Below are 15,104 nucleotides of genomic sequence, written 5' to 3' on the forward strand. Positions count from 1 at the left end.
TCAAAATATCAGACATCACTATTGTGGTTAACCGCATTCACAACTGTGATATCTCTTATGTAAGACTTATTGAGCGACCCAGCCGCCGTCCATATTCCATGCCACGCCGCGCACTTGCTTGGCGGCGTCGCTGCACAGGAACACGGCCAGCGCGCCCAGCTCTTCCGGCGTGACGAATTCGCCGGATGGCTGCTTGTCGGCCAGCAGCGCTTTCTTGGCGTCCTCGTTGCTGATGCTGTCCTTGGCGGCGCGCGCGTCGACCTGCTTCTGCACCAGCGGCGTCAGCACGAAGCCGGGGCAGATCGCGTTGACGGTGACGCCCGTGGTGGCGGTCTCCAGCGCGGCGGCCTTGGTCAGACCGATCAGGCCGTGCTTGGCGGCGACATAGGCCGACTTGCCGGCCGACGCCACCAGCCCGTGGGTGGACGCCAGGTTGATGATGCGGCCCCAGTTGTTGGCGCGCATGCGCGGCAGTACCAGGCGCGAGGTGTGGAACGCAGAGGTCAGATTGATGGCGATGATGGCGTCCCATTTCTCGACCGGGAAGTCCTCGACATTGGCCACGTGCTGGATGCCGGCGTTGTTGACCAGCACATCGATGCCGCCGAACTTGTCGCCGGCGAAGGCGATCATGCTTTCGATCTCGGCCGGCTTGGACATGTCGGCGTTGTGATAGGCGACCTGCACGCCGAATTCCTTGGCCAGGTCAACTTGCAGTTGGGCGATTTCGGCGGCGTCGCCGAAGCCGTTCAGCAGCACGTGCGCGCCTTCCGCCGCCAGCGTGCGGGCGATGCCCAGGCCGATGCCGGAGGTGGAGCCTGTCACCAGCGCCGTCTTGCCGCTCAAAGTCTTGTTTGCCATAGTGTCCTCTGGAGGGTTGGAGATTAAAGTCCTGCTGCGCTACACTTCGGTAGGATTTTAAGCGTAACGCCCGGTAAAATGGTATTTCTGAACATCATTACATAAAACACTATAAAAACCACCAAGGAAGCCGCATGTTCGAAGCAAAAATAAAGTCTGTTCAATGTCTGTCTCTGGCTGGTTTGCACCGCATGTCTTACAAGGAGTGGGGCGATGAGAGCAACCCCAATGTGCTGATCTGTGTACACGGCGTGACCCGCGTCGGCGACGATTTCGACGCCATGGCGCGTGCGCTGGCCAATGACTACCGCGTGATCTGCCCCGACGTCGTCGGCCGCGGCCGTTCCGATTGGCTGAAGAACCCGCAGCTGTACCGCATTCCCCAGTATGTCAGCGATATCGTCACCCTGCTGGCGCGCGTGCTGCCGGACGGTGAAAAATCCAGCGTCGACTGGTTCGGCACCTCGATGGGCGGCCTGATCGGCCTGGGCTTGGCCTCGCTGCCGGACAACCCGATCCGCAAGCTGGTGCTCAACGATATCGGCCCGGTGCTGGCGCCGATGGCGCTGCAGCGCATCGGCGACTACATCGGCCAGGATCTGCGCTTCAACACCTTCGACGAAGCGGCCAAGTTCATCCGCGACGTCTCGCTGACCTTCGGCGAGCACACCGAGGAGGAATGGCATAAACTGGCGACCGACGTGCTGCGTCAGGATAAAGACGGCAAATGGGTGCGCCACTACGATATGGGCCTGGCCTTGCCGTTCCGCTCGGCGACGCCGGAATCGGCCGAAGCCGACGAGGCGATGCTGTGGGCCGCCTACGATGCGATCCGCTGCCCGACCTTGCTGGTGCGCGGCGCCGAGTCCGATCTGCTGTCGCCGGAAACCGCGGCCCTGATGACGCAGCGCGGCCCCAAAGCCAGGCTGGTGGAAATCGCCGGTGTCGGCCATGCGCCGACCTTCATTCACGACGACCAGATCGCGATCGTCAAGCAATTCCTGTTGGGTTAATGTAAAGAAGAAAAGTATGGAAATCAAACGACTGCATGTAGGCAAACGCCTGTCCGAAGTGGCCATCCACAACGGCACCGTCTATCTGGCTGGCCAGATTGCCGACGACAAGACGCAGGACATCAAAGGCCAGACCCGCGAAGTGCTGGGTCATATCGACCGTCTGCTGGCCGAGGCCGGCAGCGACAAGACCTGCATTCTCAGCACCACCATCTACATCGCTGACCTGGCCGATTTCGCCGGCATGAACGAAGAGTGGGACGCCTGGGTGCCGAGCGGCCACACGCCGCCGCGCGCCACGGTGGAAGCCAAACTGGCCGATCCGGCATGGCGCGTGGAGATCATCGTCGTCGCGGCGCAGCGCTAGGGGCATCATGGTTTCTATCACCGCGCTTACGAGCGTCACGTCGGAGCAGCTGGTCCAGGGCCTGTCGCCCGACGATAGCGCGCGCATGCTGGCGGCGCTGGATTTTGCCAGCGATGCCTACGGCGACAAGGTCTGCGTCAGCGGCCAGCCAGCCATCGACTTCGCGGTCGGCGTGGCCAGCACGCTGGCCTTCATGCGCACCGACGTCGAGACCCGCATCGCCGGCCTGATGTTCGAACTGACGCTGCTCGACACGGCGCAGGCGCCCATCATCGAACCGCGTTTCGGCCATGAGGTCAGCGAGCTGGTGGCCGGCGTGCGCCAGCTGATACGGCTGCGCGAACTGACGCAAACTCAGGGCCCGCAAGGCGCCGCTTCACGCGGCCGCAACGCCGCGCAGATGGCTGTGGCGCAAGTCGAAACGCTGCGCAAGATGCTGCTGGCGATGGCCTCGGACATGCGCGTGGTGCTGGTGCGCCTGGCGTCCTGCGTGACGACCTTGCGCTACTTCGCCGACATCAAGCTGTTCAACGACATGACCTGCGCCTACGGCCGCGAAACGCTGGACCTGTACGCGCCGCTGGCCAACCGCCTGGGGATCTGGCAGCTCAAGTGGGAGCTGGAGGATCTGTCGTTCCGCTTCATCGAGCCGGAAGCCTACAAGCGCATCGCCAAGATGCTGGAAGAGAAGCGCATGATGCGCGAGGGTTTCGTCACCTCGTCGATCGCGCGCCTGCAATCGGAAATGTCGGCGGCCGGCATCCAGGCCGAAGTGTTCGGACGGCCCAAGCACATCTACTCCATCTGGAGCAAGATGAAGGGCAAGGAACTGGACTTCACCGACCTGTACGACGTGCGCGCCTTCCGCGTGATCGTGGCCGACGTCAAGACCTGCTACACGGTGCTGGGCGTGGTGCACAACATCTGGACGCCGATCCCGAAAGAATTCGACGACTACATCTCGCGGCCGAAATCGAACGGCTACCAATCGCTGCACACGGTGGTGACGGCGGAAGACGGCCGGCCGCTGGAAGTGCAGATCCGCACGCAGGAAATGCACGGCTTCGCCGAGTACGGCGTGGCGGCGCACTGGCGCTACAAGGAGGCGGGCGGCTCCAACTTCGCCGGCCAGAAGTACGACGAGAAAATCGCCTGGCTGCGCCAGCTGCTGGCTTGGAAAACCGATGTCGCTGACGCGGTGGTCGGGCAGGAAGAGCAGCAGCGCGAGTGGGTCGAGAAGCTCAAGTCTGCCGCGCTGGACGACCGCATCTTCGTGCTGACGCCGCAGGCGCGGGTGCTGGAATTGCCGGTCGGCGCAACGCCGGTCGATTTTGCCTATCACCTGCACAGCGATGTCGGCCACCGCTGCCGTGGCGCGCGCGTCGATGGCGTGATGGTGCCGCTGAACACACCGCTGAAAAACGGCCAGACCTGCGAGATCATCACCGCCAAGGGCGCGCCGGGTACGGCGGGTCCGTCGCGCGACTGGCTCAGCGATGAATACACGGTGGCGACGCGCACGCGCTCCAAGATCCGCGCCTGGTTCCACGCCATCGACATGCAGGAAACGCTGTCGCACGGCCGCGCGATGGTGGAGAAATCCCTGCAGCGCGAAGGCAAGACTGCGGTCAACCTGGAGGCGCTGGCCAACAAGCTGGGCTTCGCCAAGGTGGATGACCTGTTCCTGTCGGTGGGCAAGGATGAATTCAGCCTGCGCCATGTCGAGCAAGCCTTGCACGATACGGGCGAGCCGACCGAGCCGGAAGACGCTGTGGTGCTGGGCAAGAGCAAGGCATCGAGCGTGGACCAGGGGGCCAAGTCGGGCGTGCTGGTGGTGGGCACCGATGGCTTGATGACGCAGCTGGCCAAGTGCTGCAAGCCTGCGCCGCCCGACGGCATCGTCGGCTTCGTCACGCGCGGCAAGGGTGTGTCGATCCACCGCACCACGTGCAAGAACTTCGCCGAGATGCGCGCCAAGGCGCCGGAGCGGGTCATCGTGACCGAATGGGGCCGTGCCGGATCGGACACGGTCTACCCGGTCGACATCTTCATCCTGGCGGGCGACCGTCAGGGTCTGCTGCGCGATATTTCGGAGATTTTCTCGCGCGAGAAAATCAACGTTATCGGCGTCAACACGCAAAGCGCGAAAGGCTTTGCGCGCATGACCTTCACGGCCGAGATCGGCGCCACCGCGCAGCTGCAAAAAGCGCTGAACGCCATCGCCGAAGTCACGGGCGTGCAGGAAGCCCGCCGCGCTTAGGGCGCTTCGGCTTCAGCCCGTATCGCCGCCTGCACCGATGGGCGGGCGGTGATACGGCTTTCGTAGGCGGCGACGGCCGGCCATGGGCTCAGGCTAATCTCGAAGAACTTGAACCAGCCCAGCACCGTGTACAGATAGGCGTCGGCGATGCTGAACTTGTCGCCCAGCAGATAGGCTTGCTGCTGGAGTGTGGTGTCCAGCAGCGTCACGCGCTTCGCCAGTTTGTCGCGGAAGATGGCGCGTGCGGCTTCCGGCAAGGCGCTGTTGAACAGCGGCGCGGCGCCGGCATGGATCTCACTGCTGATGAAGCCCAGCCATTCCTGCAGCCGCACGCGTTGCCAGCTGCCCTGCGGCGGCGCCAGTTCCGCCGTCGGCTTCAAGTCCGCCAGATATTGCACGATGGCCGAGCCCTCGGTCAGCACTTCTCCATTCCCCAGTTCCAGCGCTGCGACATAGCCCTTCGGGTTGATGCTGCGGAAGTCCCTGCCGTCGCTCGTCAGCTTGGTTTGATTGTCGACCCGTATCAGTTCATAGGCCAGCCCCAGTTCCTGCAGCACGATGTGTGGCGAGAGCGAGCAGGTGTGCGGTGCGAAATATAGTTTCATATCGGATTCCATAAAAACGGTGAGTCCTCACTGTAGGCATCCGGCGTATGGCTGTAAAATTAATGCCTCATAAAACAGGTATCAGGTTTTCTAATGATGAATTTGTCCCACTGGCGCGTGCTGGTCGCGGCTGCGGACGCGGGCAACATCTCGCGGGCGGCGGAGCAGGTCGGCATCACGCAATCCGGCGCCAGTCAGGCCATCGCTCAGATGGAAGCGTCGTTGGGTGCGCCGCTGTTGGTGCGCGATCGACGCGCAGTCGGCGTCACCGCGTTCGGCGAGCAGGTGGTCACGCATGCGCGCGCGATGCTGGCGCAGTTCGATGCGATCCGCTCGCTGTCGCATGCCGCGCAAGGCTTGCATGCGGGTCGCATCCGGCTGGCCAGTTTCCCGTCCCTGCTGACGACGGTGTTGCCGCCTTTGCTGAGCGCCTTCAAGCGCAGCCATCCCGGCATCGATGTGGTAGCGCTGGAGGGTACGGACGAGGAGGTGGAGCAATGGCTGGCGGCCGATACGATAGAGCTGGGCGTGTTACTGAACCCGGCGCCGCAGCGGCAGGCGGTCATCATCGGGCGCGATGCGTGGGTGGCGGTGCTGCCGTCCCATCATGCGCTGGGACGCCGTTCAAGCGAGCAGGGCGTGGCGCTGGATGAACTGGCGGGCCAGCCTTTCGTGCTGGCGACCGGAGGTTGTGAGGTCAACGCGCGCAGCCTGGTCATGCAGGAGGGCTTGATGCTGTCGGATATTCGCGTCACGGTGCGCGACCTGGGCAGTGCGGCGGTGCTGGTGAGGGAAGGGCTGGGCGTATCCATCATTCCCGAATCCGCGCTGCCGGAAGACAGGCGTGGCCTGCGCGTCATGCAATTGGAGCCGCGCCGTTATCGGGAGTTTGGCCTGGTCAGTTCGCAGGCGGGCCGCGCATCGGCCGCCGTGCAAACTTTTCTTGACGGCCTTAGCCGATGATGTGGGCCGCCCGCGCCGCGATGGCCTGGGCCAGCAGGTGCACGTGGTAGCCGTCGACGAAACCGTGGTGGGCCAGCACCGACATGTTCACGCTTAACTTACCATCGTCGCGCGGGTCGCTGAAGCGGCCCCAGGCCAGCGATGGAATGTCGTAGCTCTTGTGCTGATAGATCGGATGTTCGATCGCCACCAGCTTCAGCCACGGCATGCAGGTGATGTGGACGTTGCGTCTCTTGTCCAGCGGGCTCAACGCCTCGGTGCTGTTGACCAGCACATCGCTGGATTCGGCGAACTTCTTCGCCTCCAGGCTGCGCGCGACGAATTCGCGCAGATCCGACGAGCGCTGGAAGCGCGCGAAGTTCAAGTTGTTGTCCTGGTTGAGCACGGTGTACGAGGCCATGAAGTCATCGATCTTGATGACCTCGCCTTCGAAGACGCGGTACATGAAGTTGTCGATTTCCTTGAGCGAGTTGAGTACGCAATACAGGAAGACATGGAACGGCGGCAGCTTGTTCGCCTTGCAGAAAGGCCGGAAGTCCGGCACTTCCAGCTCGAAGCTCAGGTTGACCAGCGGGTTTTCAAAGGAAGCAAAGGCATTGTATCGGTCGCGGCGTTTTTCAAAATTATGCATTGTGTGCTACTTCAGCTTGTAAAGTGATGTGGTCGATGCCATGCTTTTCCAGCAGCATGGCTTTGATGGCTTGCAGGATGTCGGGCCAGCGGGCGAGGTCGTCGATCTCGACGTGGCCGATCAGCGCCGGCTGGCCTGGCGACATGTCCCATACGTGCAGGTCGTGCACGGAGCGGACGCCGTCGATCTGCCCCAGGTCGGCGCCCACCTCCAGATAGTCGATGTGCTTGGGTACGCCTTCCATTAGGAAGTGATACGACTCGCGCAGCACGTCGATGGTGGACTTTAAAATCAGCAGCGCGACAAAGATCGACAGCAGCGGATCGATCTGCATCCAGCCCGTGTAATAGATGACGGCGCCCGCAATCAGCGCGGCTACCGAACCCAGCAAGTCGCCGATGACGTTCACCAGCGCGGCGCGCGTATTCATATTGCTGTCGCCACGGGACAGTATGTAGGCCAGCACCAGATTGATGAGCAGGCCGATGCCGGCGACGATGAAGACAGTCCCGCCTTGCACCTGCTGCGGTTGCGAGAAGCGTTGCACTGCCTCGTAGCCGATCCAGCCCACCAGCAACAGCAGCACCAGGCTGTTGACGAAAGCGGCCAGCGCCTCGGCGCGGCCGAAGCCGAACGAATGGCGTGCCGACGGCGGCCGTTTGGCGATCAGCTGCGCCAGCAAGGCCAGGCCCAGCGCGGCGGCGTCCGTCACCATGTGGCCGGCGTCGGAAATCAAGGCCAGCGAATTGGACATGAAGCCCGTGACGACTTCGACGACAGCGAATCCCAGCGTCAACGCCAGCGACCATGCCAGCACGGATTGGCTGCGCTGCACATTGAAATGCACATGTTGGGCGTCGCCGTCGCGGTGCTCGTGCAGGTGGGCGGACGGGGAGGGGGGCAGCTCTACGCTAGTACTGGCGCGGGTTTCGGCTTGCATCGGCTTCTTGTTGAAGTGGGAACAGCCATAGTTTAATGGATGCGGCTAACTCGCGTATCGCATCGTCATAGTGCATTTTGTAAATGTTTCCGAATTATGCCCTTGTTTTTCTTCGAATCGCTCTCTATAATGCTGGTCTTCGGGCGGTTAGTTCAGCTGGTTAGAATACTTGGTCGACATCCAAGGGGTCGCAGATTCGAATTCTGCACCGCCCACCAGATTACGTAGCACAGTAGTAAAAGCGCAGTAAAATAGTAGTACCACGGGCGGTTAGTTCAGCTGGTTAGAATACTTGGTCGACATCCAAGGGGTCGCAGATTCGAATTCTGCACCGCCCACCAGAATATGTAAGAGCGAGAAAGGCAATCCGGTTATGACACCGCGAACTACTACCAAGCTTTGGGAGTGACGCTAGTCGATCGGGATTCTTTTGCTCAAAAAAAGAGAAAACGCGGCTAGCCCGCGTTTTTTTTCGTCCGCGTTTTTTATTATCATTCTTTTGTACCACTACCTGGCGCCCGCGCCGAAATGGAGATCGTTATGCTTTCAGTTCGCCTTCCTGATGGTTCTGCCCGTGAATTCGACGGCCCAGTCACCGTTGCACAAGTGGCGTCCAGCATCGCAACCAGCCTGGGCAAGGCCGCATTGGCCGGCAAGGTTGATGGCAAAGTGGTGGATACCTCTTTCCTGATCGAGAAAGACTCCGATCTGGCCATTATCACCGACAAGGACCCTGAAGGTCTGGACGTGATCCGTCACTCGACCGCCCACTTGCTGGCCTACGCTGTCAAGGAGTTGTTCCCTGATGCGCAAGTGACCATCGGTCCGGTCATCGAAAACGGTTTCTACTACGACTTCTCGTACAAGCGTCCGTTCACGCCTGACGATCTGGTCGCGATCGAAAAGAAAATGGCCGAGCTGGCCAAGAAGGACGAGCCGGTCACCCGCAAGGTGCTGCCGCGCGACGAGGCGGTTGCCTACTTCAAGTCCATCGGCGAAGCCTACAAGGCCGAGATCATCTCGTCGATCCCTGCCGACCAGGATGTATCGCTGTACACCGAAGGCAGTTTCACCGACTTGTGCCGCGGCCCGCACGTGCCATCGACCGGCAAGCTGAAAGTATTCAAGCTGATGAAGCTGGCCGGCGCCTACTGGCGCGGCGACAGCAAGAACGAAATGCTGCAGCGTGTGTACGGCACTGCCTGGGTCAAGAAAGAAGATCAAGAACAATACCTGTTCCAACTGGAAGAGGCGGAAAAGCGCGACCACCGCAAACTGGGCAAGCAGCTGGACTTCTTCCACTTCCAGGACGAAGCGCCGGGCCTGGTGTTCTGGCATCCAAAGGGCTGGACTATCTGGCAGCAGGTTGAGCAATACATGCGCAACAAGTACCAGGTCAACGGCTACCAGGAAGTCAAGGCGCCGCAGATTCTGGACTCCAGCCTGTGGGGCAAGACGGGTCACTGGGACAACTACCGCGAAAACATGTTTGTGACGGAGTCGGAAAACCGCTCCTACGCGCTGAAGCCGATGAACTGCCCGGGCCACGTGCAGATCTTCAACAGCAATATGCGTTCGTACCGCGACCTGCCGCTGCGTTACGGCGAGTTCGGCCAGTGCCACCGCAACGAGCCTTCGGGCGCGCTGCACGGCATCATGCGCGTGCGCGGCTTCACCCAGGACGACGGCCATATCTTCTGCACCGAAGAGCAGATCGAGCCGGAAGTCGTGGCTTTCCACACGCAAGCGATGGAAGTCTACAAAGACTTCGACTTCAACAACATCGAAGTCAAGCTGGCACTGCGTCCGGACAACCGCATCGGCACCGACGAAGTGTGGGATGAGGCCGAGGACGCGCTGCGTTCGGGCCTGCGCGCCTGCGGCGTGACCTGGACCGAATTGCCGGGCGAGGGCGCGTTCTATGGTCCGAAGATCGAATACCACCTGAAGGATTCGCTGGGCCGCCCATGGCAGGTCGGCACGATGCAGGTCGACTTCTTCATGCCTGAGCGTCTGGGTGCCGAATATGTGGCGGCTGACAACAGCCGTCAGGTGCCGGTCATGTTGCACCGTGCGATCGTCGGTTCGATGGAGCGCTTCATCGGCATCCTGATCGAGAACTATGCGGGTGCCTTGCCGGCATGGCTGGCGCCGGTGCAAGTGTCGGTGTTGAACATCTCCGATTCGCAGGCCGAATATGTGGCACAAGTGGCTGAAAAGCTGCGCCGGAGCGGGTTCCGCGTGCAGACCGATTTGCGCAACGAGAAAATAACCTATAAAATACGCGAACATTCCGTCCAAAAACTGCCCTACATCCTTGTAGTTGGCGATAAAGAGCGGGATGCCAATACCGTAGCTGTGCGGGCACGGGGTAATGTCGATTTGGGCGTCATGTCCATCGATGCCCTGATCGAGCGACTGCAGCAAGATGTCGCCAACAAAGCCTGATCGCACAGTTCTTCATTAGATTTTAAAAGGAATCACCATAGCTACTGACAAGTCGCATCGCATCAATGGCGAAATCACTGCCCCTGAAATGCGTTTAAGTGGGGTCGATAACGAGCCGCTCGGTATCGTGAGTTTGGCCGAAGCCTTCCGCCTGGCGGAAGAAGCAAACGTCGACCTGGTCGAGATCGCGCCTACCGCGGTCCCGCCGGTCTGCCGTTTGATGGACTACGGCAAATTCAAGTATTCGGAGCAGAAGAAGGCTCACGAAGCGAAATTGAAGCAGAAAATCATCGCCGTGAAGGAAGTCAAATTCCGTCCGGGTACCGATGACGGCGACTACAATATCAAGCTGCGTAACCTCATCAAGTTCCTCGATGAAGGCGATAAAACCAAGATCACGCTGCGTTTCCGCGGCCGTGAAATGGCGCACCAGGATATTGGCTTCCGCATGCTGGAACGTCTGAAAGCCGATCTGGAGCCATACGGCCAGGTCGAGCAGTTCCCGAAGATGGAAGGCCGCCAGATGATCATGGTGCTGTCTCCGAAGAAAAAGAAGTAATCCTGCTGTAAAGGCAATATAAGAGGCGCTGCGGCGCCTCTTATAATTTGTGGTGCAGAATTGCAGCAACTGGTCTATAATTGCCGGCTGTTGTAATGTAGTGGACTCGCATCTGCTGCAAAAACAAGTGAAAGCAGGCATCTAAGCGTGACGTAGTGTCACCACCTGCAATCCTGTTTGATATGGAGCTACCCAAGAGGGTAGATTGCTATGCCAAAAATGAAAACCAAAAGCTCCGCGAAAAAACGTTTTCGCGTGCGTCCAGGTGGTACTGTTAAATCGGGTATGGCGTTCAAACGCCACATTCTGACCAAGAAGACCACCAAAAACAAACGTCAGCTGCGCGGCACCCGTAACATCAACGCTTCGGATGTAACGTCCGTCATGCGTATGATGCCAACCGCTTAATCTCACACTTTTAAGGAGTTACTATGCCTAGAGTAAAACGTGGGGTTACAGCTCGTGCCCGTCATAAAAAAGTATTAAACCTGGCCAAAGGCTACCGCGGTCGTCGTAGCAAGGTATACCGTATTGCCAAGCAAGCAGTTATGCGCGCTGGCCAATACGCTTACCGCGACCGTCGTAACAAGAAGCGCGTCTTCCGCCGCCTGTGGATCGCTCGTATCAACGCTGCTTCCCGTGAGCATGGCGTTACCTACAGCGTCTTCATGAATGGTCTGAAGAAAGCTTCGATCGAACTGGACCGTAAAGTCCTGGCCGATATGGCAGTGATGGACAAGCCAGCGTTCGCTGCGATTGTCAACGCTGTGAAAGCAAAAATCGCTGCTTAATACGCAATGATTAGACGCCGTATCCCGTTCGCGGGATAACGACTGAGAACGGGGCAAAGGTATATACCTGTGCCCCGTTTTTGATTGAGGATAAGAAAAACGCATGGACTCCCTGGAACAACTCGTCGCCTCAGCAGTGCAGGATTTCGACGCGGTCAAAGATGACGCCGCCGCACTGGAAAATGCCAAAGCCAAATATCTGGGCAAGACCGGCCAGATCACCGAATTGATGAAGGGTCTGGGCAAGCTCGACCCTGAAGCGCGCAAGGCGCAGGGCGCCCTGATCAATGCTGCCAAAGGGCAGATTGAAGCGGCGCTGACGGCCCGGCGCGATGCGCTGGCCGACGCCCAGATGCAAACCCGTTTGAACGCCGAGGCCATCGATGTCTCGCTGCCAGGCCGCGGTCGCGCCGGCGGTGGCATCCACCCGGTGATGCGGACCTGGGAGCGCGTGGAAGAGATCTTCCGCTCCATCGGTTTCGACGTGGCCGACGGCCCCGAAATCGAAAACGACTGGACCAACTTCACGGCGCTCAACAGCCCGGAAAACCATCCAGCCCGTTCCATGCAAGACACCTTCTATATCGAAGGCAACGACAGCGAAGGCAAGCCGCTGCTGTTGCGCACGCACACCTCGCCGATGCAGGTGCGCTATGCCCGCAGCCACACGCCGCCGATCAAGGTGATCGCGCCGGGCCGCACCTACCGCGTCGACAGCGACGCCACGCACTCGCCGATGTTCCACCAGGTCGAGGGCCTGTGGATCGCAGAGAACATCAGCTTCGCCGACCTCAAGGGCGTGTACCTGAACTTCGTCAAGGCCTTCTTCGAGACGGACGACCTGCAAGTGCGCTTCCGTCCATCGTACTTCCCGTTCACCGAGCCTTCGGCCGAGATCGATATCGCCTTCGGTTCCGGTCCGCTGAAGGGGCGCTGGCTGGAGATTTCCGGCTCGGGCCAGGTGCACCCGTCGGTGGTGCGCAACTTCGGTCTCGACCCGGAAAAGTACATCGGCTTCGCGTTCGGCTCCGGCCTGGAACGCCTGACGATGCTGCGCTACGGCGTCAGCGACCTGCGCCTGTTCTACGAAGGCGACCTGCGCTTCCTGAAGCAGTTCAACTAACAATAACGAAACGGTCGAGCGCCACCGAGGTGCGCGCTCCCGTCGGACTATCTTTGAAGGCTTGATTATGCAATTCTCCGAAAACTGGCTCCGTACCATGGTCGATCCGAAGATGACTTCGGACGAACTGGCCCATCTGCTGACGATGTCCGGCCTGGAAGTGGAAGAAGTCGAAGCCGTGGCGCCGCCGTTCTCCAACGTGGTCGTCGGCCACGTGCGCGACATGGCCAAGCATCCGAACGCCGACCGCCTGAATGTCTGCCAGGTCGATGTCGGCACCGGCACGCTGCTCAACATCGTCTGCGGCGCACCGAACGTGCGCCCGGGCCTGAAGGTCGTCTGCGCCATGGCCGGCGCCGTGCTGCCGCCTGGCGCCGACGGCAAGCCGTTTGAAATCAAGGTTGGCCAGCTGCGCGGCGTCGAGTCGCAAGGTATGCTGTGCTCGGCCAAGGAACTGAAATTGTCGGAAGAGGGCAGCGGCCTGCTGGAACTGCCGGACGACGCACCAGTCGGCCAGAACTTCCGCGACTACTACGCGCTCAACGACCTCAAGTTCACCATCAAGCTGACCCCGAACAAGGCGGACTGCCTGTCGGTGCTGGGCGTGGCGCGCGAAGTGTCGGCGCTGACCGGCGTGCCGTTGCAAGCGCCGTCGTTCCGCGCCGTCGCTGTCAACAGCGCCGAAGTGCTGCCGGTGAAGATCTCGGCGCCGGACCTGTGCGGCCGTTTCTCCGGCCGCGTGATCCGCAACCTGAACGCCAAGGCCGCAACGCCGGACTGGATGAAGCAGCGCCTGGAGCGCAGCGGCCAGCGCTCGGTGTCGGCGCTGGTGGACATCTCCAACTACGTGATGCTGGAGCTGGGCCGTCCTACCCACGTGTTCGACCTGGCCAAGATCCACGGCGGCCTGAACGTGCGCTGGGGTAAAGCTGGCGAAACGCTCAAGCTCCTGAACGGCAACACCGTCGCCGTCGACGAATGGGTAGGCGTGATTTCGGACGACAAGGAAATCGAATCGCTGGCCGGCATCATGGGCGGCGACGCCACGGCCGTCTCGCTGGAGACCGAATCGATCTACCTGGAAGCCGCGTTCTGGTGGCCGAACGCCATCCAGGGCCGCGCCCGCAAGTACAACTTCTCGACCGACGCGGCGCACCGCTTCGAGCGCGGCGTCGACTACGCGACCACCGTCGAGCACATCGAGCGCATCACCTCGCTGCTGATCGAAATCTGCGGCACGCCGACCACGCAGGTCGGCCCGGTCGACGACCAGATCGTCAACGTGCCTAAGCGCGCGCCGGTGCAGATGCGTACCGCCCGCGCCCAGAAAGTGATCGGCGTCGCGCTGGACGACCAGACCATCGCCGACATCTTCACCCGCCTGGCGCTGCCGTTCACGCTGGCCGACGGCGTGTTCTCGGTGACGTCGCCGTCGTACCGCTTCGACATCGAGATCGAGGAAGACCTGATCGAGGAAGTCGCGCGCGTCTACGGTTTCGAGAACATCCCGACTGTGGCGCCGGTGGCTGCCAACACCATGATCATCGCGCCGGAAAACACCCGTTCGCTGTTCGCGGTGCGTCACCAGCTGGCCGACCTGGGCTTCCAGGAAGTGGTCAACATGAGCTTTGTGGACTCGGCCTGGGAGCAGGACTTCGGCGGCAACGCCAACCCGATCAAGCTGCAGAACCCGATCGCCAGCCAGATGAACGTGATGCGCTCGACGCTGATCGGCAGCCTGGTGGCCAACGTGCGCTACAACCTGAACCGCAAGACCAGCCGCGTGCGTCTGTTCGAAGTCGGCGCCATCTACCTGCGCGACGACAGCATTCCGGACGGCCCGCTGACTGTGGCCGGCTACCACCAGCCGAAACGCGTGGCCGCCATGGCCTACGGCAATGTGGCCGACGAGCAGTGGGGCCAGGACAACCGCGCGGTCGATTTCTTCGACCTCAAGGCCGACCTGGAGCACCTGTTCGCGCCGCTGTCGCTGCGCTTCGTCAAGGCGGAGCACCCGGCGCTGCATCCGGGCCGCTCGGCGCACGTGCTGTTGGACGGCAAGGTCATCGGCTTCATCGGCGAGCTGCACCCGCGCTGGCTGCAGAAGTACGAGCTGCCGCACGCACCGGTCGTGTTCGAGGTCGATGCGATTGCTTTGCAGCAACGATCTGTGCCAGAATATGCAGAGATCTCCAAGTTCCCAGGCGCGACCCGCGATCTGGCCGTGGTCGTCAAGCAAGACGTTCCAGCGCAAGATCTGCTGGATGCATTTAATGCTTCCGTGCAAGTAAATCCGCATGGCAAGATCGTGCAAGCCATTGTTTTGTTTGATGAATATCGTGGTAAAGGACTGGAGGCGGACGAAAAATCGCTTGCTTTCCGCTTTAGCTTGCAAGATACTCAAAATACGCTGCAAGACGATGTGGTCGAGGCTGTGATGAGTGCTGCGGGCGACGCCGTCACGCAAAAACACGGCGCCCGTCTGCGCACGTAAGCGGCTACCTGAGCGGCCACCGTAACTTGTTGTAAAATCGTCATTTTTG

14 protein-coding genes and 2 tRNA genes are annotated in these 15,104 nt (G+C 60.8%); 12 read left to right on the forward strand and 4 right to left on the reverse strand.

The genetic code is table 11. The features are described 5' to 3' along the window. Window positions 1-66: 66 nt before the first annotated feature. Window positions 67-861: a 3-hydroxybutyrate dehydrogenase gene (locus tag GEV01_RS00140; RefSeq protein WP_070271669.1), complete on the reverse strand. Its 795-nt coding sequence runs from the start codon at window positions 859-861 to the stop codon at window positions 67-69. 134 nt (window positions 862-995) lie between these two features. On the opposite strand from GEV01_RS00140, the gene GEV01_RS00145 reads away from it, so the two are divergent. From GEV01_RS00145 to GEV01_RS00155, 3 genes are read left to right on the forward strand one after another with little or no spacing between them, the layout of a single operon-like run. Continuing rightward, complete coding sequence (locus GEV01_RS00145; RefSeq protein ID WP_152800583.1) at window positions 996-1,874, forward strand: alpha/beta fold hydrolase; 879 nt, start codon at window positions 996-998, stop codon at window positions 1,872-1,874. A 16-nt stretch (window positions 1,875-1,890) separates the two neighbouring features. Beyond that, window positions 1,891-2,241 (forward strand): RidA family protein, encoded by a 351-nt coding sequence (locus GEV01_RS00150; protein ID WP_008449422.1) that lies wholly within the window; start codon window positions 1,891-1,893, stop codon window positions 2,239-2,241. Window positions 2,242-2,248: 7 nt separating this feature from the next. Then, window positions 2,249-4,501 (forward strand): RelA/SpoT family protein, encoded by a 2,253-nt coding sequence (locus GEV01_RS00155; RefSeq protein WP_152800585.1) that lies wholly within the window; start codon window positions 2,249-2,251, stop codon window positions 4,499-4,501. Here the strand turns inward: GEV01_RS00155 and gstA are convergent. After that, window positions 4,498-5,106, reverse strand: a complete 609-nt coding sequence (gstA, locus tag GEV01_RS00160; RefSeq protein ID WP_152800587.1) for a glutathione transferase GstA — start codon at window positions 5,104-5,106, stop codon at window positions 4,498-4,500. The genes GEV01_RS00155 and gstA overlap by 4 nt on opposite strands. Window positions 5,107-5,199: 93 nt before the next feature. On the opposite strand from gstA, the gene GEV01_RS00165 reads away from it, so the two are divergent. Beyond that, a complete protein-coding gene (locus GEV01_RS00165; protein WP_152800589.1) occupies window positions 5,200-6,069 on the forward strand; it encodes a LysR family transcriptional regulator in 870 nt (289 codons plus the stop codon). Here GEV01_RS00165 and GEV01_RS00170 read toward each other — a convergent pair. Together GEV01_RS00170 and GEV01_RS00175 are read right to left on the reverse strand one after the other, a co-directional pair. Beyond that, window positions 6,059-6,700 (reverse strand): CatA-like O-acetyltransferase, encoded by a 642-nt coding sequence (locus tag GEV01_RS00170; protein WP_152800591.1) that lies wholly within the window; start codon window positions 6,698-6,700, stop codon window positions 6,059-6,061. The two genes, GEV01_RS00165 and GEV01_RS00170, sit on opposite strands and share 11 nt — an antisense overlap. Continuing rightward, window positions 6,693-7,640 (reverse strand): cation diffusion facilitator family transporter, encoded by a 948-nt coding sequence (locus GEV01_RS00175; RefSeq protein ID WP_152800593.1) that lies wholly within the window; start codon window positions 7,638-7,640, stop codon window positions 6,693-6,695. The genes GEV01_RS00170 and GEV01_RS00175 overlap by 8 nt, the downstream gene beginning before the upstream one ends. A 141-nt stretch (window positions 7,641-7,781) precedes the next feature. Between GEV01_RS00175 and GEV01_RS00180 the strand changes: the two genes are divergently transcribed. From GEV01_RS00180 to pheT, 8 genes are all read left to right on the forward strand, one after another. Beyond that, window positions 7,782-7,858 (forward strand) — tRNA-Val (locus GEV01_RS00180). Between the two features lie 46 nt (window positions 7,859-7,904). After that, window positions 7,905-7,981 (forward strand) — tRNA-Val (locus tag GEV01_RS00185). A gap of 199 nt (window positions 7,982-8,180) precedes the next feature. Next, the gene (gene thrS, locus GEV01_RS00190) at window positions 8,181-10,088 is read left to right on the forward strand and encodes a threonine--tRNA ligase (RefSeq protein WP_152800595.1); all 1,908 of its coding nucleotides are present in this window, start codon (window positions 8,181-8,183) and stop codon (window positions 10,086-10,088) included. Window positions 10,089-10,107: 19 nt separating this feature from the next. Next, entirely contained in the window at window positions 10,108-10,647 is a 540-nt protein-coding gene (gene infC, locus GEV01_RS00195; RefSeq protein ID WP_071658961.1) for a translation initiation factor IF-3, read from the forward strand. 210 nt (window positions 10,648-10,857) lie between these two features. Then, window positions 10,858-11,055: a 50S ribosomal protein L35 gene (gene rpmI / locus GEV01_RS00200; RefSeq protein ID WP_008449407.1), complete on the forward strand. Its 198-nt coding sequence runs from the start codon at window positions 10,858-10,860 to the stop codon at window positions 11,053-11,055. A 23-nt stretch (window positions 11,056-11,078) separates the two neighbouring features. Further along, a complete protein-coding gene (gene rplT, locus GEV01_RS00205) occupies window positions 11,079-11,438 on the forward strand; it encodes a 50S ribosomal protein L20 (protein WP_008449404.1) in 360 nt (119 codons plus the stop codon). Between the two features lie 103 nt (window positions 11,439-11,541). Next, the gene (pheS, locus tag GEV01_RS00210) at window positions 11,542-12,561 is read left to right on the forward strand and encodes a phenylalanine--tRNA ligase subunit alpha (RefSeq protein WP_008449402.1); all 1,020 of its coding nucleotides are present in this window, start codon (window positions 11,542-11,544) and stop codon (window positions 12,559-12,561) included. A gap of 67 nt (window positions 12,562-12,628) precedes the next feature. Then, a complete protein-coding gene (gene pheT / locus GEV01_RS00215; protein WP_152800597.1) occupies window positions 12,629-15,055 on the forward strand; it encodes a phenylalanine--tRNA ligase subunit beta in 2,427 nt (808 codons plus the stop codon). The last annotated feature ends 49 nt before the right edge of the window (window positions 15,056-15,104 follow it).

It is taken from the genome of Rugamonas rivuli, assembly GCF_009380165.1.
In the GTDB taxonomy this organism is placed as follows: Bacteria; Pseudomonadota; Gammaproteobacteria; order Burkholderiales; family Burkholderiaceae_D; genus Rugamonas; species Rugamonas rivuli.